Genomic DNA, 20,714 nt, shown 5'->3' on the forward strand with positions numbered 1-20,714 from the left:
GATGGCCGGGACCGCGGACGACCTCGTCGAGATCCGCGTCGCGACGCCCGACCGCGCCACCGCGCTCCGGCTCGCCCATCTGCTCGTCGACGAAGGGCTCGCGGCCTGTGTGCAGGTCATCCCGGGGGTGACGTCGGTCTACCGGTGGGACGGCGTCGTGCACGAGGACGCGGAGCATCTGCTGCTCGCGAAGTCGACGGCGGGCCGGTTCGCACCCATCCGTGAGCGGGTCGGCGCCGAACACCCCTACGACACGCCGGAGGTGATCGCCGTCCCCGTGTCGGACGCTGAAAGCCGGTACGCATCGTGGGTGCGGGAGGCAGTCCGACAGGGCGGACCGGCCGGACCCGCCACGACTGACGAGGACGCCCGATGAACCGTCGACAGGTGCAGGTGCAGCACGCTCGGGCCGCGAGCCCGAACGCGGACCCCAAGGATGTGCGGGCCGCACTCCTCTCGACGGCCGGCGGCGGTGGAGCGCAGCTGCGCGGCCACGTGCCGGACCGGCCCGAGGGCGTCGTGCTCGTCCTGCACGGCGGGGCCGAGCGCGGCAGCAACCCGGTGACGTGGCTGCGGCTCGCGGTGCTGCGCATGCTCCCCTTCGCGACCGCCCTGCGCGAGCGGGGCGGCGACCGGCTGGTCGTGCTCCGGCTCAAGAACCGGGTCCGCGGCTGGAACGGCACCCGCCAGGACCCGGTGCAGGACGCCCGCTGGGCCCTCGAACGGATCCGCCGGGTCCTCCCCGGGGTGCCCATCGCCCTCGTCGGCCACTCGATGGGCGGACGCGTGGCGCTCCTGCTCGCGTCCGACGCCGGGGTGGCGGCCGTGGCGGCGCTCGCCCCGTGGATCGAGGGCGACACCCGCCAGCCCCGTCCGGGGACCGCCGTGCTGCTCATGCACGGCACCCGCGACCGGATGACCGACCCTCGACGCACCGCCATCGTCGCGAGGCGCTGGGACGAGTCGGGTGCCGACGTCCGGCACCTCGAGGTCCCGGACGCGGCCCACGCGATGCTGCGCCGGGCGTCCTACTGGCACCGGACCGTCGCGGACTTCGTCAGCGCCGAGCTCCTCGGCCGAGCCCGACCCAGCTGACCGCGGCCCCGACCGTCAGGAGCCCGGCGCACCACAGCATCGCCGCCCGGTACCCGGGGGTCATCGTCGCCGCGGACAGGTAGTCGTCCCCGGAGAGCCCGACGAGCGCCGGCAGCGCCGCGACGGCCAGCAGGGACCCCGCCCGGGCGACCGCGTTGTTCACCCCGCTCGCCACCCCCGCGTGCCGATCGGGCGCCGCCGCGAGCACCGCCGCCGTCAGCGGCGCGACCAGGGCCGCGAGACCCAGCGCGAAGACGACCATCCCGGGAAGGACGTCGAGCCAGCCGGCCCCGTCGCCCACCCGCAGCAGCAGGAGCGTGCCGGCCGCGCACACGAGCGGGCCGACCGTCATCGGGATCCGTGGGCCGATCCGCGCCGCGACCGAGGCGGCCCGGGAGGAGAGCAGCAGGAGCGCGACGGTGATGGGCAGGCTCGCCACCCCGGCTTCGAGCGCGGTCCAGCCGGTGGCCTGGAGCTCGAGGACGACGAACACGCTGACCGCTCCGAGGGCTCCGTACACGAGCAGCGTCATCCCGTTGGCGGCCGAGAACACCCGCGAGCGGAAGATCCCCAGCGGAACGAGCGGGTGCGCGCTGCGGTGCTCGACGGCGACGAACGCCGCCGCGGTCCCGGCCGCCACCGCTGAGACGGCGACGACGACGCCGGTGCTCAGGGTCGCGGCCGCGGTGAGGACGTAGGTGAAGACCGCGAGCGTCGCTGCTGCGAGCGCGGCCCCGGTCACGTCGAAGGGGCGCCCCTGGACCTCGGCATCCCGGGACTCCGGCGTCGTCGCGCTCGTGAGCGCGATGACGCCCAGACAGAGCGGGATGTTGATGCCGAACACCCACCGCCAGCTCGCGTTGTCGACGAGCCAGCCCCCGACCAGCGGCCCGAGGGCGGCGGCGATGCCCGAGAGCCCGGCCCAGGTCCCGATGGCGGCGGCCCGGTCCTGCGGGCGGAACGAGGACTGGATGACCGACAGCGCCCCCGGTGTCAGCAGTGCCGCCCCCACGCCCTGGAGGACCCGGAGCCCGACGAGCTGCCCGGGCGTCTGGGCGACCGCGCACAGGGCGGACGCCACGGCGAACCACACGACCCCCGCGAGGTAGACCCGCCGACGCCCCCACCGGTCCCCGAGGGCGCCGCCGACGAGGACGAGGGAAGCGAGCGCGAGGAGGTACCCGTTGACGACCCACTGCAGCTGCGCGAGGGAGGCTCCCAGGTCGGCGCCGAGCGCACGCAGCGCGACGTTGACGACGGTGCCGTCGAGGATGGCGACCCCGGTCCCCAGGGTCAGCCCGGCCAGGGCGGCCCGACCGCGGGGTGACCGGCGGTCGAGCAGGTCGGCCTCGGGCACGGGCTCGCTCATGGGGCGAACGCTAGCCCTGGGGCCGGCCCACACGCTGTGAGTCCGCCACCGCGACACCGTCGCGAGCGGCTGAGAGCATGGGCCCGATGACACCTGCAGGAAGCCACAGTCGCCCGATGCCCACCGACACGTCACGACGCAGCGCTGCGAGGAAGCATCGGGAGCGGGTCTCATGAGGGCGGTCCGCTGGGTGGCGGTCGGCCTCGCCGGGGTCGTCCTCACCGGCTGCAGCACCGTGCAGCAGGAGGCCGACGACGAGGCGGCCCGGGTCGCCGACCACGTGCTGCCGGGGGCCCTCGACGGCGCCATCGCCGAGTCCGGCGCCCTGACGCCGCAGGAGCGAGCGACTGCCGCAGCGGACTGGCTGGCCGAGCCCGGCCCGTCCGCCATGGACAGCCAGGGGAGCACCACGTGGGCGGTGCGGGGCCAGGACGGCGTCACGATCCGGGTCGACGTCTACGCCTGGGTGGAGTCGGGCTCGTTCTTCCCACCCGACCAGGGGAAGGCCGTCTGGGGTCTGGCCTGCCGGAGCTACGACGTGACGGACACGGTGGCGTCGACCCCGGTCGAGTGCCCCCCCGGGACCCCCGCCGCGCCCTGAAACGGCCACCCGGGTCAGACCGGCTCGGTGGCAGGCTCCGGGCCTGCCCGGCGCAGCTCGGGGGCGAGGGCCGCGAGGCCGAGCAGCGGCAGGAGGGCGAGGACGGCGAGGCTCGCGGGCACGCCGACGAGATCGCCCAGACCCGCGACCCCCGCCGAGCCGACGCTCCCGCCGACGAGGAACAGCAGGGTCGCCACCCCGAGCGCGACCCCGCGCACGTCGTGGTGGACCGCGTCGCTGACGGCAGCGCTCAATGTGGGCTGGCCGATGCCGAAGGCGACGGCCACGGCCAGCAGCCCGGCCACCACGAGCGGCACGTTGACCAGGGCCGTCCCCGCGGCGGCCAGGCCGAGCGACAGGGATGCCAGCAGGCCCGCCCCGGCGAGGGTCCGCGGTGCTCCCAGGCGCTCGAGCAGGGTCCCGGTCAGCCGGGGGATGAGGGGGGCCACGAGGATGCTCGGGACGAGGAGCAGCCCGATCTCCCACGACGCCCACCCCTCACGCAGCAGGACGACGGGCACCGCGATGAGCTGCCCGAACCAGGCGGCCGGAACGGCAGCCGCGGCCAGCGCGCCGCGGACGACGGTGGGGTTGCGGATGACCGAGGCCGGAAGGAACCCGTCGGGACGGCGGCGGACCCAGGCCAGGACGGCCGGGACGCCCAGCAGCAGCAGGAGCCCGCCCGCGACCGCGATGGTGAGCCCGGTGGTCGGGGACTGGACGAGCAGGACGAGCCCGCCGGCCGTCGCCGCGACGAGCCCCGCGCCGAGGACGTCGAGCCGGTCGCCGGTGCCCTCACGGGTCAGGGCGGGCCAGATCGCCGGCAGGACGGCGAGCCCCAGGATCGGGAGCGCCATGACGGCCCGCCAGCCCAGCCACTGGTCGACGAGGCCTCCCACGAGCGGTCCGGCGCACACGATGACGGTGGCGGTGGCCGCGAGGCGCCCCAGGGCCACTCCGCGGATCGCGCCCTGGTACCGCCCGTTGAGCACTGCGACGCCGAGCGTCGGCACGGCCGCGGCACCGGCGCCCTGGGCCATCCTGGCGACGACCTCGACGGCGAAGGTCGGGGCGAGCGCGGAGACGAGCGACCCCGTGGCCATGAGCGTGAGCCCGACGACGAGCGGCAGCCGGATGCCGACGAGGTCGGCGACGCGGCCGTACACGGCGGTCGTCACGGCGAGCATGAGCACGTAGAGGCTGATGGTCCACGCCGCGACGCCCACACCGACGCCGAGGTCGGCGGCGAGGTCGCGCAGCACGATGGACGCCGAGGAGGACCCCATGCCCGCCAGCCCGAAGAGCACACCGAGGTAGAGCGGGATGCGCCGGGCGTCAGAGGTCACTGCCCGACAACCTCGGGCGCGGTCCGCGCATTCCACGGTGCGGCCGAGGCCGCCTGCACCGGTCCCGGGATCCGCCACGCCACCCTCGCCAGCGGGGGGTCGCGTGTCGAGGTTCCGGAGTGGGGCCTCCGACTGGCGCCGCTTTGTCGCTAGGGTCTCAGGATGATCCGGTTCGACGCCGTGACCAAGGAGTTCCCCGACGGCACGGTCGCCGTCGACGACCTCACGCTCACCGCACCCACGGGAAAGATCACCGTGCTCGTCGGGCCGTCGGGGTGCGGCAAGACGACGAGCCTGCGCATGGTCAACCGGATGATCGAGCCCACCCGCGGTTCGATCTCGCTGGACGGCCAGGACACCGGGCGGATGGACCAGGCCGAGCTGCGGCGCGGCATCGGCTACGTCATCCAGCACGCCGGGCTGTTCCCGCACCGGACCGTCCTGGACAACATCGGCACCGTGCCACGCCTGCTCGGCTGGGACCGGAAGAAGATCCGGGAGCGCTCCAGCGAGCTGCTCGAGCGGGTCGGTCTCGAGGCGCACCTCGGCGAGCGGTACCCGTCGCAGCTCTCGGGCGGGCAGCAGCAGCGCGTCGGCGTGGCCCGGGCGCTGGCCGCGGACCCGCCCGTGATGCTCATGGACGAGCCGTTCTCGGCGGTGGACCCGATCGTGCGCGAGCAGCTGCAGGACGAGTTCCTGCGGCTCCAGGACGAGCTCGGCAAGACCATCGTCTTCGTGACCCACGACATCGACGAGGCGATCAAGCTCGGCGACCAGGTCGCGGTGCTGCGGGTCGGCGGCACGCTGGCGCAGGTCGCCGAGCCGGCGTACCTCCTGGCCCACCCGGCCGACGACTTCGTCGCCGACTTCGTCGGCCGCGACCGGGGGTACCGGGCGCTGCAGTTCCAGGAGACGCCGCGCCTGCCGCTGCGCCCGGAGCGCTGCGTCGTCCTCGGCGAGCGGCCCGAGGGGCGGGGCTCGACCTGGCTCCTCGTCGTCGACGACGACCGGAAGCCGCTCGGCTGGGTGGAGCCGGCCCGGGTGGGCGACCGTGCCGTCGAGGACGCCGACCTGCACCGGGGTGGGACCGTCGCCCGCGCCGGGGGCACGCTGCGCGGGGCGCTCGACGCCGCGCTGTCGTCGCCGTCGCGCCGGGGCGTGGTCGTCGACGACAGCGGCACCCTCGTCGGCACCGTCATGGCGCACGAGGTGCTGAGCGCCATCGAGGACACCGACCGACCCGAGCGCGACGAGGGTGACCCGGTGCGCGGCGGGGCCGTGACCGTCGCGGGGGACGAGGCCTGACGTGGACTGGCTGGCCTCGAACTGGCGCACCGTCGGCGAGCTCACGCTGAGCCACCTGTACCTCGCGGGCGTGCCGCTCCTCCTCGGGCTGGCCCTGTCGGTGCCGCTCGGCTGGACCGCCAAGCGGTGGCGCGGGTCGTACGCGGCGGTCGTCACCTCGACCGGCCTGCTCTACACGATCCCCTCGCTCGCGCTCTTCGTCATCATGCCGCTGGTGCTCGGGACGAAGATCCTCGACCCGGTCAACGTGCTCGTCGCGATGACCATCTACACGGTCGCGCTCCTCACCCGCACCGTCGCCGACGGCCTGATGTCGGTGCCCGACCATGTCGAGCAGGCTGCGACGGCGATGGGGTACGGGGGGTTGCGTCGGCTGTTCGGGGTCGAGCTGCCGCTCGCGGTTCCCGTCATCGCCGCAGGGCTGCGGGTGGCGGCCGTCTCCAACGTCAGCATCGTGAGCATCGCCTCCGTCATCGGGGTCTCCCAGCTCGGTGACCTGCTGCTCGACGGGTACCGCCGGATCATCTGGGGCGAGCTGCTCACCGGCATCGTCGCCACCCTGCTCCTGGCGCTCCTGCTCGACGCCGTCATCCAGCTGGGATCCCGGGCGCTCACTCCGTGGCAGCGCGTGGCGGGGGGCCGGCCGTGATCGCCAGCCTTCTCGACTGGTTCCTCGACCCGGCGAACTGGTCGGGCGAGGACGGCATCCCGGCGCGGCTGTTCGAGCACCTCTGGTACAGCGCCCTCGCCGTGGGCCTCGGCCTGGTCGTCGCACTGCCCCTCGGCCTGTGGGTGGGCCACTCCGGGCGCGGCCGTTGGGTCGTCTCCGTCGCCAACTCCGCGCGCGCCGTCCCCACCCTGGGCCTGCTCTTCGCGGTGGCGCTGTGGGTGGGCCCGGCCTTCCGGGGCGACCTCGCCTACCTCGTGCCGAGCACCCTCGTCCTCGTGCTGCTCGCCCTGCCGCCGCTGCTCGCCGGCACCTACGCCGGGGTCGAGGCGGTCGACCCCGCGGCGCGGGACGCCGCGCAGGGGGTCGGCATGACCGGCTGGCAGGTGCTCCGCCAGGTCGAGCTGCCGTGCGCGCTCCCCCTGCTCCTGTCCGGGGTTCGCACTGCCGTCCTCCAGGTGGTCGCGACGACGACGATCGCCGCGCTCATCGGGCTCGGCGGGCTGGGCCGCTACCTCATCGACGGCATCGCGCTCGGCGACTACCCGCGGGCGGCCGGGGGTGCGCTGCTCGTGGCGCTGCTCGCCGTCGTCCTCGAGGGGATGCTCGCCCTGCTGCAACGGAAGGTGGTCTCGCCCGGCCTGTCCGGGCGGGCTGTCGGCAGGTCACGAAACGATGACGATGCCGGAACGGGGAAGGAAACGGCGCAGGAACCGGTTGACCTGCGCGCGCCTGCCTGATGCCGCGATGCGGCACTTCGCACTGATCGAGGACACACCAGCGGCCTCCGGCCACCACGAAGGGACCGACCGATGAAGCGCAGAACCGTCCTGACCACCGTCGCCGTCGCCGCCGCGATCGGGCTCTCCGCCTGTGGAGGGGGCAGTGACCCCCTCGCGTCCGAGGCCCCGACGGACACCGGCACCGCGGCAGCCGGGGGCTCGATCGTCGTCGGCGGCGCCGACTTCTCGGAGTCGACCCTCCTCGCCGAGATCTACGCCGGCGCGCTGCGCGCCAAGGGTGTCGACGCCACGACGAAGACCAACATCGGGTCCCGCGAGGTGTACCTGCGGGCCCTCGAGGACAACTCGGTGCAGGTCTTCCCCGAGTACACCGGGGCGCTCGCCGTGTACTACGACAAGGAGTTCACCGGCACTGACCCCGACGAGGTCTACGCCCACGTCCAGGAGGTCGTCCCCGACACCCTCGCGGTGCTCGAGAAGTCGGCCGCCGAGGACGTCGACTCCCTCGCCGTGACCGAGGAGACCGCCAGGACCCGGGGGTTGACGACGATCGAGGACCTCGCGGGCCCCGCCGGCGACCTCACCATCGCGGCCCAGCCCGAGTTCAAGGAGCGTCAGCAGGGTGCCATCGGCCTCGAGGAGGTCTACGGCGTGACGTTCGGGACGATCCGCCCGCTCACCGGGCAGGCCGTCGTCCAGGCCCTGGTCAACGGTCAGGCCGACGTCGCCAACGTCTTCTCCACGGACCCCGCGATCGCGGCGAACAACCTCGTCGTGCTCGAGGACACCAAGAAGGTGTTCGGCTCGCAGAACATCATCCCGCTCGTGCGCGCCGACAAGGTCGACCAGGTCCAGGACACCCTGAACGCGGTGTCGGCCAAGCTGACCACCGAGGCCATCACCCAGATGCTCAAGCAGACCGACATCGACAAGCAGGACCCGAAGGCCGTCGCTGAGGAGTTCCTCACGAGCAACGGCCTGGCCTGACCCTCCGGCCGTTCGCCGGCCAGGTCCCGAACGCCGAGCGCCCCGGTCCTCCATCGCGGAGGACCGGGGCGCTTCGTCGTGTCGTTCCCTGCTCAGTCCCAGGGGTCGGGCTCGTCGACGAGCCCGGGATCCCCGCCGAACGAGCCGTCGTCGGGCGTGGCCTTCGCGCGGGGCTTCTCGTCCGGTGCGTCCTCGACGGCCGGCTCCGTGGTGGCCTCGACAGGTGCCGGTGCCTCGACCGCCGCGCCGACAGCGGGTTCCTCGTCCGTCGGCTCGTCGGGCTCGGGGGTGGGCTGCGTGTCGGCGGCCTCGTCCTCAGGCTCGGGGGACGACGCGTCAGCATCCTCCGGGGTCGGCGTCCGGTCCGCCGGAGCGCCCGGGGCCGGCTCGTCCCACGGGTCGGGCTCGTCGAGGAGGGCCTCGTCGCCCGCGAAGTCCGTGGCGGCCTCGGCTCCCGTCGCCGGCTCGTCGTCGGCACCGGCCGTCGCAGGGGCCTCGTGGCCCGGGTCGGCCGCGGCAGGTTCATCCTCGGTCGGCGCGGGGGCCTCGGATGCCGTGTCGGTGGCGTCCGTGGCAGCGGGTGCCGCGGCGGGTTCGTCCCAGGGGTCGGCTTCGTCGGTGGCGACCGTATTGGCGGGGGCCGGGGTGGTGTCCGCGGCAGCGGCGGTGGCGGGTTCGTCCCAGGGGTCGGGCTCGTCCGTGGCGACGGTGTCGGCGGGGGCCGGGGTGGTGGTCGCCGCAGCGGCGGTGGCGGGTTCGTCCCAGGGGTCGGCTTCGTCGGTGTCGGCGGGAGCTGTGTTCGGAGTGGTCTCGGGGCCGGTGTCGGTGGTGTCCGTGGGTGCGGCGGCCGGCTCGTCCCAGGGGTCGGCTTCGTCTGTGTCGGCGGGAGCTGCGCTCGGAGTGGTCTCGGGGCCGTCGTCGGTGGTGTCCGTGGGTGCGGCGGCCGGCTCGTCCCAGGGGTCGGCTTCGTCGGTGGCGACCGTGTCGGCAGGGGCTGGGGTGGTGTCCGCGGCAGGGGCGGCGGCAGTCGCGGGTTCGTCCCAGGGGTCGGCTTCGTCGGTGGCGACCGTGTCGGCGGGGGCTGGGGTGGTGGCCGCGGCAGGGGCAGCGGCAGTCGCGGGTTCGTCCCAGGGGTCGGCTTCGTCGGTGGCGGGGGGCGCCGCGCTCGGGGCCTGCTCAACGTCGACTGCCGTGGTGGTGGTGGCCGTGGCGGTCGCGGCGGCCGCGGCGTCCGGCTCGGAGACGGTGACCGGGGCCGCCGCCTCGACGAGGCCGCTCGCGCCCTCCTCGTCCTGCCCGCGGCGCACCGCGGCGAGGAGCATCTGCGCGACGTCGACGACCTCGACCTGCTCGGCGACGCCCTCGGACTGCTTTGCGGTCAGCCCGTCGGACATCATGACGCGGCAGAACGGGCAGCCGATGGCGATGCGGTCGGCCCCGGTGGCGATGGCCTCGTCGGTGCGGTTGGTGTTGATCCGGGTGCCGAGCTTCTCCTCCATCCACATCCGCGCACCGCCCGCGCCGCAGCAGAACGACGTCTCGCCCGAGCGCGGCATCTCGCGCATCTCGACGCCGGGCAGCGCCCCGATCAGCTCGCGCGGAGGGGCGTAGACCCCGTTGTGCCGGCCGAGGTAGCACGGGTCGTGGTAGGTGACGGTGGGTGCCGTCGAGGCGACGTTCTTCGCCGACGACATCCCGGGCGTCTCGTCGGGACGCGCGACCGGGGTCAGCTTCTTCTCGCGGACGAGCCGGTTGAGCAGCTGGGTGTGGTGCAGCACCTCGTAGTTGCCGCCGAGCTGGGGGTACTCGTTCTTGATGGTGTTGAAGCAGTGCGCGCAGGTGACGACGACCTTGGTGACGCCGAACTCGCCGAAGGTCTCGACGTTCTGCTGCGCGAGCGTCTGGAAGAGCAGCTCGTTGCCGGCGCGCCGCGCCGAGTCGCCGGTGCACGTCTCGCCGTCGCCGAGGACCGCGAAGGACACCCCGGCGGTGTCGAGCAGCTCGGCCACCGCGCGGCTCGTCTTCTTCGCGCGGTCCTCGTAGGCGCCGGCGCACCCGACCCAGAACAGCCACTCGACGTCGGTGGCCTGCTCGACGTCCTGGCCGAGCACCTTGACCGGGAACGGCAGGTCCTTGGCCCAGTCGAGCCGCGCCCGGGCGCCCATGCCCCACGGGTTGCCCTTGCTCTCGAGGTTCTTGAACAGACCGCCCAGCTCGCTCGGGAAGGCCGACTCGATGAGCGTGGCGTACCGGCGCATGTCGATGATGTGGTCGACGTGCTCGATGTCGACGGGGCACTGCTCGACGCAGGCGCCGCACGTCGTGCACGACCACAGGACGTCCTGGTCGATGACGGCGTCCGGGCCGTGCGGGTTGTAGGCGGTCAGCGGCGCCGAGGGGTCGTAGCCGGTGTCGCCGACGAGCGCCATCTGCGACCAGTCGACGACGTCGACCGACCCGGCGGGCTCGATGCCGTCCGTGGGCACGGTCTGGGCCGCCGCGGCAACCGAGGCCATGGCCCGCGCCGGGTCGCCGGCGGTGTCGGCCAGCGCCCGCAGGTACGGCGCCTTCGCGTCGGCGTGGTCGCGCAGGGCCATCATGAGCAGCTTCGGCGACAGCGGCTTCTCGGTGTTCCAGGCCGGGCACTGGCTCTGGCAGCGACCGCACTCCGTACACGTCGAGAAGTCGAGCAGGCCCTTCCAGGTGAAGTCCTCGACCGCGCCGACGCCGAGGGCGTCGCCCTCCTCCATGTCCTCCATGGCGTCGAGGTCGAAGGCGCGGCCGCCCACCGTCATCGGCTTCGCGGCGCCGAGCGCGGTCCGCCCGGACGCCTCGCGCTTGAACCAGATGTTCGGGAAGGCCAGGAAGCGGTGCCAGGCGACACCCATCGTCGGCTGCAGCGCGATGGTGATCATCCAGGCGAACGAGACGAGGATCTTCAGGGTCGCCACCACGTACACCCAGGCCGCGAGCGCGGGCAGGGTCGCGCCGGACCACCAGCCGGCCATCCAGCCGGTGAGCGGGAAGTGCAGGAGCAGGGAGCTCTCCGGCTCGATCCGGGTGACCATCGCCGCCTCGAGCCCGCGCAGCAGCAGGATGCAGATGGTGACGACGAGGATCGTCAGCTCGACGTAGTACGCCTGCCAGAACGTCGACCCGAAGAAGCGCGAGGACCGCCCGCTCTCGCCCGCGGCCCGCCGGGGGTGCTCCTTCTGGCGGACCGCCATGAGCACGACGATGCCGACGAGACCGCCCCAGGCGAACAGCTCGATGAGCCACTCGAAGGGCGGGAAGTGGCCGATGACGGGGAGCCGGTAGTCGGGCTGGATCAGCTGGAAGAAGGCGTTGACGAGGGTGGCGAAGAGGATGAGGAACGCGAGCGCAGTGAACCAGTGGGCGGCCGCGACGACCTTGAGCCGGCTCATCCGGGTGTGGCCGAGGAACTCCTTGGCCAGGGTCCAGGTGCGGGCGCCGGGGGCGTTGGTGCGGCTGCCGTCCGGCTGGCCCATCCGGTAGAGCCCGACGAACCGCCCGACCTGCCGGAAGAGCAGCGCCCAGCCGACGGTCGGGACGATGACGCACAGGACGATCGCGACGACCTGGACGGCGGTGACCCCGCCGAACCGCTCGTCGAGCGTCGGGACGACGTCGCTGGCCAGGGCGGGTGCGAGGGCAGGCGCGGCGAGCAGCATGCGCCGCAGCCTACCGCCGGGTAAGCGAGCGCTCACCGCTGTGTGACGACCATCAACCGGCCTGTCACGGCGGGCAGATCCGTCGTCTGCGCGTCCCCTCCGATGCGCGGCGGCTACCAGGGCCGAGACGCCGTTGTCCCCATGGATAACTATCTGTTGGAATACACATAACGTGTCGGGGGTTGGCCCCGACAGTACGTGCGCTGCAGCGCGCCGCCGCCCCTCCGGGACGCCGGCGGTTCCCGACCGAAAGGTGATGCGATGCCCATCCTCGACGACGTGACCCAGGCGGTCGGTAACACCCCGCTCGTCCGGCTCAACCGGATCATCGACGGGGATGCGACCGTCGCGGCCAAGCTGGAGTTCTACAACCCGGCGAGCTCGGTCAAGGACCGCATCGGGGTGGCCATCGTCGACGCCGCGGAGGCGTCCGGGCAGCTGGAGGCCGGCGGCACGATCGTCGAGGCCACGTCGGGCAACACCGGCATCGCACTGGCCATGGTCGGGGCAGCCCGCGGCTACCAGGTCGTCCTCGCCATGCCCGAGTCGATGAGCAAGGAGCGACGGGCCCTGCTGCGCGCGTACGGTGCCGAGCTGATCCTCACCGACCCGTCGCTCGGGATGAAGGGTGCCGTGGCCAAGGCCGACGAGATCGTCGCCGAGCGCGAGGGCGCGGTGCTCGCCCGCCAGTTCGCCAACGCCGCGAACCCCGAGATCCACCGTCGGACGACGGCCGAGGAGATCTGGAAGGACACCGACGGCCAGGTCGACATCGTCGTCGCGGGCATCGGCACCGGTGGCACCATCACCGGCGTCGGCGAGGTGCTCAAGGCCCGCAAGCCGGGTGTCCAGATCATCGCCGTCGAGCCCGAGGAGTCCCCGATCCTCAACGGCGGCCAGCCCGGCCCGCACAAGATCCAGGGCATCGGCGCCAACTTCGTCCCGGAGATCCTCAACACCGACATCTACGACGAGGTCATCGACGTCAACGCGCAGACCTCGGTCGAGTGGGCCCGCAAGGCGGCGACCCACGAGGGCCTGCTCGTCGGCATCTCCTCCGGTTCCGCGCTCGCCGCCGCCGCCCAGGTGGCCGCGCGCCCCGAGAACGCGGGCAAGACGATCGTCGTCATCATCCCGAGCTTCGGTGAGCGGTACCTGTCGACGATCCTGTTCGAGGGGCTCGTCGACTGACCATGTCCTTCCTCCAGCAGGCGCGGGCGACGATCCGCGACGACCTCGACGCGGCGATGCGGCGCGACCCGGCGGCCGAGACGCGTGCCGATGTAGCGCTCAACTCGCCTGGGCTGCACGCGATCTGGGCCTACCGGCTCGCGCACCGGCTCTGGGGCAAGGGGCCCGGATGGCGCCCCGCCGCGCGCCTGCTGTCGACCGTGGCACGCGCCGTGACGGGGGTGGAGATCCACCCCGGGGCCAGGATCGGGCAGCGGTTCTTCATCGACCACGGCATGGGCGTCGTCATCGGCGCCACCGCCGTCGTCGGCGACGACGTCATGCTCTACCACGGGGTCACCCTCGGTGGCCGGTCCCTGCAGCGCGGGGTCAAGCGGCACCCGACCGTGGGCGACCGGGTGACGATCGGCGCGGGGGCGCGCGTCCTCGGCGACATCCGGATCGGGGACGACGTGCAGATCGGGGCGAACTCGGTCGTCGTCAAGGACGTCCCGGACGGCGCGGTCGCGACGGGGGTGCCGGCCACGGTCCGCTTCCCCCGGCTTCCCGAGGAGGACCCCTACGACGCGCTGTTCGCCGAACCCGCGATCTTCATCTGAGCGCACCCCCGTCCCCCCATCGACCAATAGGTCACGCCGGGTACGGACCCCGGTGTCCCGACATCGACCAATAGGTCACGGCAGGTACGAGGTAGGTGTACCTGCCGTGACCTGTTGGTCGGTTGGGGTGCGGGGCGTGTACCGGGTGTGACCTATTGGTCGGGTGGGGTGCGGGTGTCGGCGACCGGGCTGCTGGTCAGCGGCCTGCGGGGCTCCCGTCCGACCCGTGCAGGGAGCTCCCGTCCGACCCGTGCAGGGAGCTCCCGTCCGACCCGTGCAGGGAGCTCCCGTCCGACCCGTGCAGGCAGCTCCAGTCCGACCCGTACAGGCAGAAGACGCCCGCGTCCGGATGAAGCTCGACGACCTCGGCCCACGCCTGGGCCGCGTCCGCACCCTGCGCGAGCAGCCGGTGGTAGCCGACCATCGCCTCGGCGGCCAGGTCGTCGGCGACCGGGGACACGGCGGCCAGGACGCTCGTCGCCCCGAGCGAGAGCAGCGCGACGGCCAGCCCCAGCGGCTCCGCCCCCGGGCGGCTCGAGAACTGGCCGACGTCGCAGGCCGCGAGCGCCACGTGTTCGGCGGCCACGGGGCGGGGGAACTCGTGCGCGAACACGGGACCGTCGGACATCCGGACCGACGAGAACAGCGGGCTCTGCGGCTCATGGATGCCGTGGGCGGCGAGATGGACGACCCGCGCGCAGGCCAGGGCCTCGAGGACATCGGCGCTGGAGGCGAGCCCGACGGCGGCCGGCTCGGCCGTCGCGGAGCCGTCCCCAACGGCCCAGGCGTCCCGGACCGCGTCGACCTCGGCCGCGCTCCGGGCCAGCCCCGGCCCGTGCACGGCCCGCAGTGCCTCGCTCGCCCGTGGACCGCCGCCGCGCGCCGGACCGCGCACCCAGCGGGTGACGCTCGGCGCCACGGTGACCGGCCGGCCGCGCAACGACGGGAGCAGGCTCCACGGCATCGCCGCGAGCGACCCGGACGGAACGACGACGACCCGGCCGTCCCCGCGCCACAGCGGACGCAGCACGGCGTCGACGGTGTCGAGCGACGCGCGGGTGGCTCGCGCGAGCACCGGGGTCATCGGGGACGACGGCCCGAGCGCGGCGCGCGCCCGCAGGTCTCGGCGGAGCCTGGTGCCGAGCGCCGCGACCTCCGCGGTGTCGCCCACGTCGTGGACGGAGGGCGGCTCGGCGCCGAGGGTCACGGCGTGCAGCCGGCCGCCGGACTCGAAGAACTCCACGACGACCGTGGCGCGCTCGCGGGCTGCGGCCGCGCCCTCGTCGGCGGCCACGGCCGGGGCGGCGCCTCCGGCGGCGGCGTCGGTGGCCAGGCTCCACTCCCGCTGCGCGATCAGCGGCTCGAGCTCGCTGACGCGGGCCGTGATGTCTCGGATGACCGCCCCGTCGCTGTCGACGAGCAGCTGCCGCAACCGTCGCAGCTCGCGGGTCAGCTCGGCGAGCCCGGGGTCCGGCGAGGCGCTGACCGGGTTGATCCGGTGCGAGATGGCACGCCATCGCTCGACGGTGGTGGCGACCTCGGCCGGGGTCCCCGAGCGCAGGACGCCGGCGATGTCGAACTCCGCCAGCCGGCGGCCGTGCAGGGCCATGGCGGCCCGCACGTCGAGACTCGAGGAGAGGAACTGGTGCGCGGCCAGCAGCCGGTTGCCGTCGGTGACGTGGCGTTCGGTGTCCGCCCGATGCCCGCGCGCCGCCTCGACCCGGGCCCGGACCAGCGCGTCGTGGAGACCGGCCGCGAGGGAGTCGGTACCGGTGTCGTCGAGGGCACTGAGGCAGCGCTGTGCCCCCGAGACATCCCCGAGCAGGACCCGGGCCTCGGCTTCGAGCCGGATCGCCGCCCGGTCCGAGGGCGAGGCGGTGCGCGCCGCGCCATTGCGTTCGGCGAGGGTCGCCACCACTGCCGGGAGGTCGGTCCCGGCGGCGACGTCCACCGTGGTCCGGACGAGGTCGGCCTCGCGGACGAGCTCGGACGCCTGCCGGGTCCGGTAGGCGGCGACCGCGCCCCGGACGTGCTGCCGGGCCGGCTCGAGGTCGTCGACGAGGAGGTCACAGCGGGCGAGCCGTAGGGCGATCTCGCCCTCCTCGATGCGATGGCCCTCCCGGTGCGCGGCGTCGAGGGCGATGCGCAGCGCCCGGCGGGCCGCGTCGACGAGGCCGGCGTCGAGGAGCACGTCGGCCTCGTCGAGCCGGCTGCGGTCGCGCGACACCGCGGTCTCCATGGCGTCGGCCGCTCGCATCAGGGTGAGCGCGCGGGGCAGGTCGCCCGCGACGAACGCGACGACCGCGCGGTTGTGGCGGGCCTTGAACTCGAGGTCGACGAGGCCGTGCCGCGCCGCGACGGCGGCCGCGGCGTCGGCGTGCTCGGCCGCCGCGCGGATGTTGCCGACACCGAGCTCGCCCTGCCCGAGGTTGAGCCGCAGCGCCCACGTCTGCGCCGGGTCGAGCAGGTCCTCGTGCGCCGCCGCCCGGCTCAGCGAGTCGACGCAGTCGCGCCACGCCCCGACGCGACCCTGGATGGTCCCCTCCTGGATGTGGGTCAGGGCGACGAGCAACGGGTCGCCGAGGGCGTCGGCGTCCTGCCGGGCGGCGCGGAGCATCGCGAGGGCCGGGCGGACTCCGCGCAGCTCGAGCTCGGCCCACGACCGGGTGATGACGATCCGGATGCGCATCCAGCCCGCCGCGTGGTCGGTCCGCCCGCTCAGCATCCCGAGGGCGTCGTCGAGCCCCGCGGCAGCCTTCTCGAACCGGCCGACCTCGTTGTCGTGGCGCGCCGTGGCGAGGAGGCGCTGCGCCTGCGCGATCAGCGGGTCGTCCTCGATGAGCCTCTCCTAGAGCTCGATCGCGGGGGTGATGATGGGCGGGGCGTCCGGGGCGGACAGCCGCCGGAGCACGAAGCTCGCGAGTCCCCGCTCGACTCCGAGGAACGAGAAGCGCCCCTCGTCGTCGGTCGTCGTCGTCCGGGTCCGGCCGCGTTCGCGGAGCTCGACCTCGACGTCGTTCTCGCTGACCCAGCCGATGACGTCGGAGAGGGTGGACTCGCCGTGCTCGATCGTCACCATGACGCTCAGGCCGTCGCGGGCGAAGGTCACGGTGTCGGCGCGGTCGTAGTCGGCGCCGCGCACGGACGCGAGCGTGGACCCGGACACGATCTCGGCCACCTGGGCCTCCAGCGAGGCGACGCTCATCGCGAACTTGATCCGGTCGAGCAGGTCGCCGGGCATGGGGTCGAGGTGGATGTGGGCCTCGCGCAGCTCGGCCAGGACGAGCTCGTCGACGGCGTCGATCGGTTCGGCGGCGAGCAGGAACTCGTGGTCGGGCGTCGGGGTCATCTCGACATCTCCCATCGGGGGTCGGCGGTGAGCGCAGCGCGGAGCTTGGCCAGGCAGCGGCCCCGGGTCGGGCCGATCGAGCCGACGGGCATCCCGAGGGCCTCGGCGACGTGCGCGTAGTCGGGGCGTTCGGCGAAGGCGATGGCACGGAGCAGGGTCCGGCAGCGCTCGGGCAGCTCGGCGAAGTGGGCCCACACGACGGATCCCTCCTCGGCCGCGAGGACGGCCTCCTCGGGGGACGGCTCGGTCTGCTCCGGCTCGACGTCGCGGACGTCGTCGTAGGTCCCCGTCTCCTCACGCCGGCCGCGCCGGGTGGACGTCCACGCGTCGCGCTTGGTCGTCGTGATGAGCCACTTCAGGACGGCCTGCGGGTCGGCGATGGACGGCGCATGCTCGATGAGCTTGAGCCAGGTGTTCTGCACGACGTCCTCGGCCGCCTGCCGGGTCAGCCCCTGCTGCCGGGCGACCGCCCACAGCAGCGGGGTCACGGCGTCGACGAGCGTCGACATGCCCGACGGGTCCCCGTCCCGGAAGGCCCGGAAGGCGTCGGCCGCGCGCACCGCCAGGCTCTCGGCGCCGGCCCCGGTCTGCATCACGGCGAGCCTCCGAGCACGGTGCCGAGAGCCGCGCGGACCCGGTCGGCACGCTTCTCGGGGGACTCCGGTGCCTCGGTGCCGGCCAGCTCGGCCGCGACCCGGCCGGCGCACCGCGGGCACGCGAAGGACGTCCCGCTCCAGGTCCCGAAGCCGGTGCGGTAGCGGTCGGGGTCGGCCGTGGCCCGGGCCGGGCTGGCGCCGTGCGCCGGTACGGCCAGCCCACCACGGCCGGACCCGTCGAGCGTGACCGGCATCGTGCTCACGACCGCGACGCCGGGCTCGTACGTCGTCACCCAGTCGCCGGTGTTCGAGAAGACGGCGACGGTGCCGTCGGCGGGGTTCGCCGCCCCGACACTCGTGACGGGCACCGCGGTCGCGGCGCGGGTGGTGAGGGCGGCCGGCCAGAAGTGCTCGGTCGTGGCGCCGTTGCCCGCCGCGGCGACGACGGCCACGCCGTCCTCCGCCAGCGCGCGCAGGAGGCCGAAGAGGGCGCCCTCGTCCTCCACCGCGCCAGGGCTCTCGTGGTAGTAGCCGAGCGACAGGTTGACGACGTCGACGGGGTCGCCGTCGCCGCGCCCGTCGAGGGCGGCCCAGTGGTAGAGCGCCAGGGCGCCGAGCGCCTCGATGACGTCGCGCTCGTCGGCCGCGCCGTCGCCGTACATGACCGGGACGATGACGAGGCGCGCGTCGGGGCAGTGCTGCCGGATGACGCCCGCCACGAACGTGCCGTGGCCGGCGAGCGCGTCGAGGGTGCCGTTGACGTGGTCGATGGTGACCCCGGCGCGCTCGGGGTCGTCCGCGGCAGCGAACCGCAGGCCGATGGGGACACCGCCGACGCGCGGGTCGCGCTCGACGAGCGGTGACCCGTCGAACCACGGGTGCTCGCCGAGGCCCGTGTCGAGGACGGCGACGACGGGGGAGCACCGCCCCGTGCCGGCCGGCGCCGGGACGTCGAGGACGACGGGGCCACGCCCGGTGGCCGTGCCCGGGGCGCCGACGCCGCCCATGTAGCCGACGCCGCCCATGTACCCGACGCCGCCCATGTACCCGACGCCGCCCATGTACCCGACGCCGCCCATGTACCCGACCCCCTCGAGCGAGCCGGCGCTCATGAGGACGTGGTTCAGACCCCAGCGGGCGACCTTCTCGCCGAACTCGGCACGGGCCCGCTGGAGGACGCTCCAGGCGTCGAGCGGCGCGGCGAGCCGCGCCGCCGCGGGGACGAGCTCCACCGCGGTGTGCATCACCCGCCCGAGCCGGTCGTCGTACCCCAGCTCCGCGGCTGGGCCGACCACGGCACTGGGCAGGACCCGTGCGCTGAAGCCCATCTGGTCGCCGAGCTCCGCGAGGATGCCGAGCGGGTCGCCCAGCTGGTCCTGCGTGAGACCCGGGACGAGGAGCCGGTGCGGGATGTAGCCGACCGGATGAGGGGCCGGCTCGTCACCGATGCGGTCCGCGGTCGCCGGGTCGAGCACCGTCGCGTGGAACCGCCGCAGGGCCGAGTCGGGGATCCCGAAGACGGGCGTCGGGGGGCGTCGGCCGCGCCCGTTGCCGCCGGTCGCGGACTCGGGACCGTTGGCGTCCATGGGCAGCTCCTGTGCGCGAGACCGCGGTCAAGGGACCGTGGCGACTCAGCGTAGTGATGATCGTCGACGCTGAACAGGAGCGTGTTGTGGGGCCGGTGATACATGGCAGCCGGCAGCGGACCCCGGGGTCCGAGGTATCAGGGCGTCGTCGGGACGCTCCTTCGTTCGAGGAGCCGTCGTGGCGGTGCCTCCGAGGTCTGCGCGCAGGGGCGCAGGCGTCGGGGCAGCGTCACGCGTCCTGCCGACGCAGGCAGGGAACGTGGCGGTGCCCGCCCAGGACGGACCCGGTCAGTCGGTGCCCGTCGGCGGCCGGGTGGCTGCCGACCAGGCGTCCTCGTGCTCGGCGCCGTTCGTGTCGGCCCGCGTCGAGGGCGCACCTGCGGTGGATGCGCCACCGGAGTGCTTCCCGCTCGAGGAGTCGTGCGAGATGGCCTCGGAGGCGATGGTCTTGCCCTGGCGCAGCGTCGATGCGGTGGCGCGGGCGGCGTCGGCGACCATGTCGGCGACGACGGGGGCGGCCTTGGTCCGGGCGACCTCCTTGGCGTGCGCGACCTGCTTCTGCACCGGCGGGGAGTTCCACACCTTGGTGGAGGTCCGCTGGATCTGCTCGTAGCGTCGCGTCCCGGCCTTGGCCCCGAGGACGTAGCCCGCGGCCATACCCGCGAGGAAGGACAGCTTGCCCATGGGGGCTCCTTTCGTCGTCCTCGACCTTACCTACCAGGCCTCCGCCGTAGTCCCCGGGTGCACCGACGTTCAGGGCATACCCTTGACCCTCGTCCGGCCTGTCCGGGTGAGGAGGGCTCGCATAGTGGCCTAGTGCGGCGGTCTTGAAAACCGCTATGGCGGCAACGTCATCGTGGGTTCGAATCCCACGCCCTCCGCCCACCATCTGCTGGCAGGTGCCTCCCACCACTGCTGGGACGGCCTCAATGCCCGTGAGACGGTACGGGCCTCTCAATCCCCCTGCCCCGGGGATGCACGGGCGCAAGGCCCGGCGGCTCGAAATTCGGCGTGCGTTCGACCCGAACGGAGCGTCAGAGGGCGAGACAGGGCGCAGAGGCCTAGTTCGCGGCGTAACGTGCAGGGGTGAATCTGGAATGGGTGGTACCGCTGCTCACGGCGGTTTTGGGGTTCCTCGGAGGTAATGGCTGGTCGCGTCTTCAGTTAAGCGGCCGGCTGCGTGCTGACGTCGCGGCCGAGGTTGAGATCCTCAACCAGATGCCTGCCGGGCGTGCCCGTGACGCGCTCGCTCAACACATCGACGGCCGGGTGCTTCTCCTGGTCGCCGAGCAAGAAGGCCGTACATCAACTGAGCGGCAGAATGTGCGTTGGGCTGTCGTATTCATTCTGCTTGGACTGCTCCTTCCGGTATTGGCCTACGTAGAACCTGAGTTTGCTGCCTCGCCGTGGCTTCCCAGCGCCTTCAGGGTTATGGGGGTAGCGATGATGGCATTTGGCTTCTTCTCCTTGATGCGTGTTCGGGAGCAACATCAGCAACGCAAGTGGGCCAAGCGTCGAGCAGCAGAGACCGATGTGATCGCTGCCCAGGGTTCCTCGTCGTCGCAGCCGGACTGAGACCCGCAGCCAG

18 protein-coding genes and 1 tRNA gene are annotated in these 20,714 nt (G+C 73.6%); 11 read left to right on the top strand and 8 right to left on the bottom strand.

What is annotated here, in order from left to right:
* Position 1: 1 nt before the first annotated feature.
* Complete coding sequence (gene cutA / locus Q0963_RS05905; protein ID WP_299444067.1) at positions 2–376, top strand: divalent-cation tolerance protein CutA; 375 nt, start codon at positions 2–4, stop codon at positions 374–376.
* Positions 373–1,095 (top strand): alpha/beta hydrolase, encoded by a 723-nt coding sequence (locus Q0963_RS05910; protein ID WP_299444070.1) that lies wholly within the window; start codon positions 373–375, stop codon positions 1,093–1,095. Before cutA ends, Q0963_RS05910 begins: the two co-directional genes overlap by 4 nt.
* On the opposite strand, the gene Q0963_RS05915 is transcribed toward Q0963_RS05910, so the two are convergent.
* A complete protein-coding gene (locus Q0963_RS05915) occupies positions 1,058–2,464 on the bottom strand; it encodes an MFS transporter (protein WP_299444073.1) in 1,407 nt (468 codons plus the stop codon). The two genes, Q0963_RS05910 and Q0963_RS05915, sit on opposite strands and share 38 nt — an antisense overlap.
* 172 nt (positions 2,465–2,636) lie before the next feature.
* Here Q0963_RS05915 and Q0963_RS05920 point away from each other — a divergent pair, with 172 nt between their 5' ends.
* Positions 2,637–3,065, top strand: coding sequence for a hypothetical protein (locus Q0963_RS05920; RefSeq protein WP_299444076.1), 429 nt, complete (start codon positions 2,637–2,639; stop codon positions 3,063–3,065).
* Positions 3,066–3,079: 14 nt separating this feature from the next.
* Here Q0963_RS05920 and Q0963_RS05925 read toward each other — a convergent pair whose 3' ends face one another.
* On the bottom strand, positions 3,080–4,411 hold the full coding sequence (locus Q0963_RS05925) for an MFS transporter (protein WP_299444079.1): 1,332 nt from the start codon (positions 4,409–4,411) through the stop codon (positions 3,080–3,082).
* Positions 4,412–4,573: 162 nt separating this feature from the next.
* Between Q0963_RS05925 and Q0963_RS05930 the strand changes: the two genes are divergently transcribed.
* From Q0963_RS05930 to Q0963_RS05945, 4 genes are all read left to right on the top strand, one after another.
* Positions 4,574–5,716 (top strand): ABC transporter ATP-binding protein, encoded by a 1,143-nt coding sequence (locus Q0963_RS05930; RefSeq protein ID WP_299444082.1) that lies wholly within the window; start codon positions 4,574–4,576, stop codon positions 5,714–5,716.
* Between the two features lies 1 nt (position 5,717).
* Positions 5,718–6,365, top strand: a complete 648-nt coding sequence (locus tag Q0963_RS05935) for an ABC transporter permease (protein ID WP_299444085.1) — start codon at positions 5,718–5,720, stop codon at positions 6,363–6,365.
* The gene (locus Q0963_RS05940) at positions 6,362–7,123 is read left to right on the top strand and encodes an ABC transporter permease (RefSeq protein ID WP_299444088.1); all 762 of its coding nucleotides are present in this window, start codon (positions 6,362–6,364) and stop codon (positions 7,121–7,123) included. The genes Q0963_RS05935 and Q0963_RS05940 overlap by 4 nt, the downstream gene beginning before the upstream one ends.
* A gap of 72 nt (positions 7,124–7,195) precedes the next feature.
* On the top strand, positions 7,196–8,113 hold the full coding sequence (locus Q0963_RS05945; RefSeq protein WP_299444091.1) for an ABC transporter substrate-binding protein: 918 nt from the start codon (positions 7,196–7,198) through the stop codon (positions 8,111–8,113).
* Between the two features lie 92 nt (positions 8,114–8,205).
* Here Q0963_RS05945 and Q0963_RS05950 read toward each other — a convergent pair whose 3' ends face one another.
* Entirely contained in the window at positions 8,206–11,805 is a 3,600-nt protein-coding gene (locus Q0963_RS05950) for a heterodisulfide reductase-related iron-sulfur binding cluster (RefSeq protein ID WP_367180033.1), read from the bottom strand.
* A 261-nt stretch (positions 11,806–12,066) separates the two neighbouring features.
* Here Q0963_RS05950 and cysK point away from each other — a divergent pair, with 261 nt between their 5' ends.
* Together cysK and cysE are read left to right on the top strand one after the other, a co-directional pair.
* Positions 12,067–12,996, top strand: coding sequence for a cysteine synthase A (cysK, locus tag Q0963_RS05955; RefSeq protein WP_299444095.1), 930 nt, complete (start codon positions 12,067–12,069; stop codon positions 12,994–12,996).
* A 2-nt stretch (positions 12,997–12,998) separates the two neighbouring features.
* Positions 12,999–13,595 (top strand): serine O-acetyltransferase, encoded by a 597-nt coding sequence (gene cysE, locus Q0963_RS05960; RefSeq protein WP_299444097.1) that lies wholly within the window; start codon positions 12,999–13,001, stop codon positions 13,593–13,595.
* A 196-nt stretch (positions 13,596–13,791) separates the two neighbouring features.
* Here cysE and Q0963_RS05965 read toward each other — a convergent pair whose 3' ends face one another.
* From Q0963_RS05965 to Q0963_RS05985, 5 genes are all read right to left on the bottom strand, one after another.
* Positions 13,792–16,320, bottom strand: a complete 2,529-nt coding sequence (locus Q0963_RS05965) for a CHAT domain-containing protein (RefSeq protein WP_299444100.1) — start codon at positions 16,318–16,320, stop codon at positions 13,792–13,794.
* A gap of 123 nt (positions 16,321–16,443) precedes the next feature.
* Positions 16,444–16,944: a hypothetical protein gene (locus tag Q0963_RS05970; RefSeq protein WP_299444103.1), complete on the bottom strand. Its 501-nt coding sequence runs from the start codon at positions 16,942–16,944 to the stop codon at positions 16,444–16,446.
* Positions 16,941–17,537, bottom strand: coding sequence for an RNA polymerase sigma factor (locus tag Q0963_RS05975; protein ID WP_299444106.1), 597 nt, complete (start codon positions 17,535–17,537; stop codon positions 16,941–16,943). The genes Q0963_RS05970 and Q0963_RS05975 overlap by 4 nt, the downstream gene beginning before the upstream one ends.
* Positions 17,537–19,126 carry a S8 family serine peptidase gene (locus Q0963_RS05980; RefSeq protein WP_299444109.1) on the bottom strand — a complete coding sequence of 530 codons (1,590 nt, stop codon included), beginning with the start codon at positions 19,124–19,126 and terminating at the stop codon, positions 17,537–17,539. Before Q0963_RS05980 ends, Q0963_RS05975 begins: the two co-directional genes overlap by 1 nt.
* A gap of 288 nt (positions 19,127–19,414) precedes the next feature.
* Complete coding sequence (locus Q0963_RS05985) at positions 19,415–19,810, bottom strand: protoporphyrinogen oxidase (protein WP_299444112.1); 396 nt, start codon at positions 19,808–19,810, stop codon at positions 19,415–19,417.
* A gap of 110 nt (positions 19,811–19,920) precedes the next feature.
* Here Q0963_RS05985 and Q0963_RS05990 point away from each other — a divergent pair.
* Both Q0963_RS05990 and Q0963_RS05995 read left to right on the top strand, forming a co-directional pair.
* Positions 19,921–20,007, top strand: a tRNA-Ser gene (locus tag Q0963_RS05990).
* 205 nt (positions 20,008–20,212) lie between these two features.
* The gene (locus Q0963_RS05995) at positions 20,213–20,701 is read left to right on the top strand and encodes a hypothetical protein (protein ID WP_299444116.1); all 489 of its coding nucleotides are present in this window, start codon (positions 20,213–20,215) and stop codon (positions 20,699–20,701) included.
* The last annotated feature ends 13 nt before the right edge of the window (positions 20,702–20,714 follow it).

This window comes from uncultured Phycicoccus sp. (assembly GCF_947495705.1).
Lineage (GTDB): Bacteria > Actinomycetota > Actinomycetes > Actinomycetales > Dermatophilaceae > Phycicoccus.

Coding starts and splice junctions, on each gene's coding strand:
- Q0963_RS05950 (WP_367180033.1), bottom strand. CDS start 11,805: ATGCTGCTCGCCGCGCCTGCCCTCGCACCCGCCCTGGCCAGCGACGTC.
- Q0963_RS05945 (WP_299444091.1), top strand. CDS start 7,196: ATGAAGCGCAGAACCGTCCTGACCACCGTCGCCGTCGCCGCCGCGATC.
- Q0963_RS05970 (WP_299444103.1), bottom strand. CDS start 16,944: ATGACCCCGACGCCCGACCACGAGTTCCTGCTCGCCGCCGAACCGATC.
- Q0963_RS05975 (WP_299444106.1), bottom strand. CDS start 17,537: ATGCAGACCGGGGCCGGCGCCGAGAGCCTGGCGGTGCGCGCGGCCGAC.
- Q0963_RS05965 (WP_299444100.1), bottom strand. CDS start 16,320: ATGCTGAGCGGGCGGACCGACCACGCGGCGGGCTGGATGCGCATCCGG.
- cysK (WP_299444095.1), top strand. CDS start 12,067: ATGCCCATCCTCGACGACGTGACCCAGGCGGTCGGTAACACCCCGCTC.
- cutA (WP_299444067.1), top strand. CDS start 2: ATGGCCGGGACCGCGGACGACCTCGTCGAGATCCGCGTCGCGACGCCC.
- Q0963_RS05980 (WP_299444109.1), bottom strand. CDS start 19,126: ATGGACGCCAACGGTCCCGAGTCCGCGACCGGCGGCAACGGGCGCGGC.
- Q0963_RS05985 (WP_299444112.1), bottom strand. CDS start 19,810: ATGGGCAAGCTGTCCTTCCTCGCGGGTATGGCCGCGGGCTACGTCCTC.
- Q0963_RS05915 (WP_299444073.1), bottom strand. CDS start 2,464: ATGAGCGAGCCCGTGCCCGAGGCCGACCTGCTCGACCGCCGGTCACCC.
- cysE (WP_299444097.1), top strand. CDS start 12,999: ATGTCCTTCCTCCAGCAGGCGCGGGCGACGATCCGCGACGACCTCGAC.
- Q0963_RS05920 (WP_299444076.1), top strand. CDS start 2,637: ATGAGGGCGGTCCGCTGGGTGGCGGTCGGCCTCGCCGGGGTCGTCCTC.
- Q0963_RS05930 (WP_299444082.1), top strand. CDS start 4,574: ATGATCCGGTTCGACGCCGTGACCAAGGAGTTCCCCGACGGCACGGTC.
- Q0963_RS05910 (WP_299444070.1), top strand. CDS start 373: ATGAACCGTCGACAGGTGCAGGTGCAGCACGCTCGGGCCGCGAGCCCG.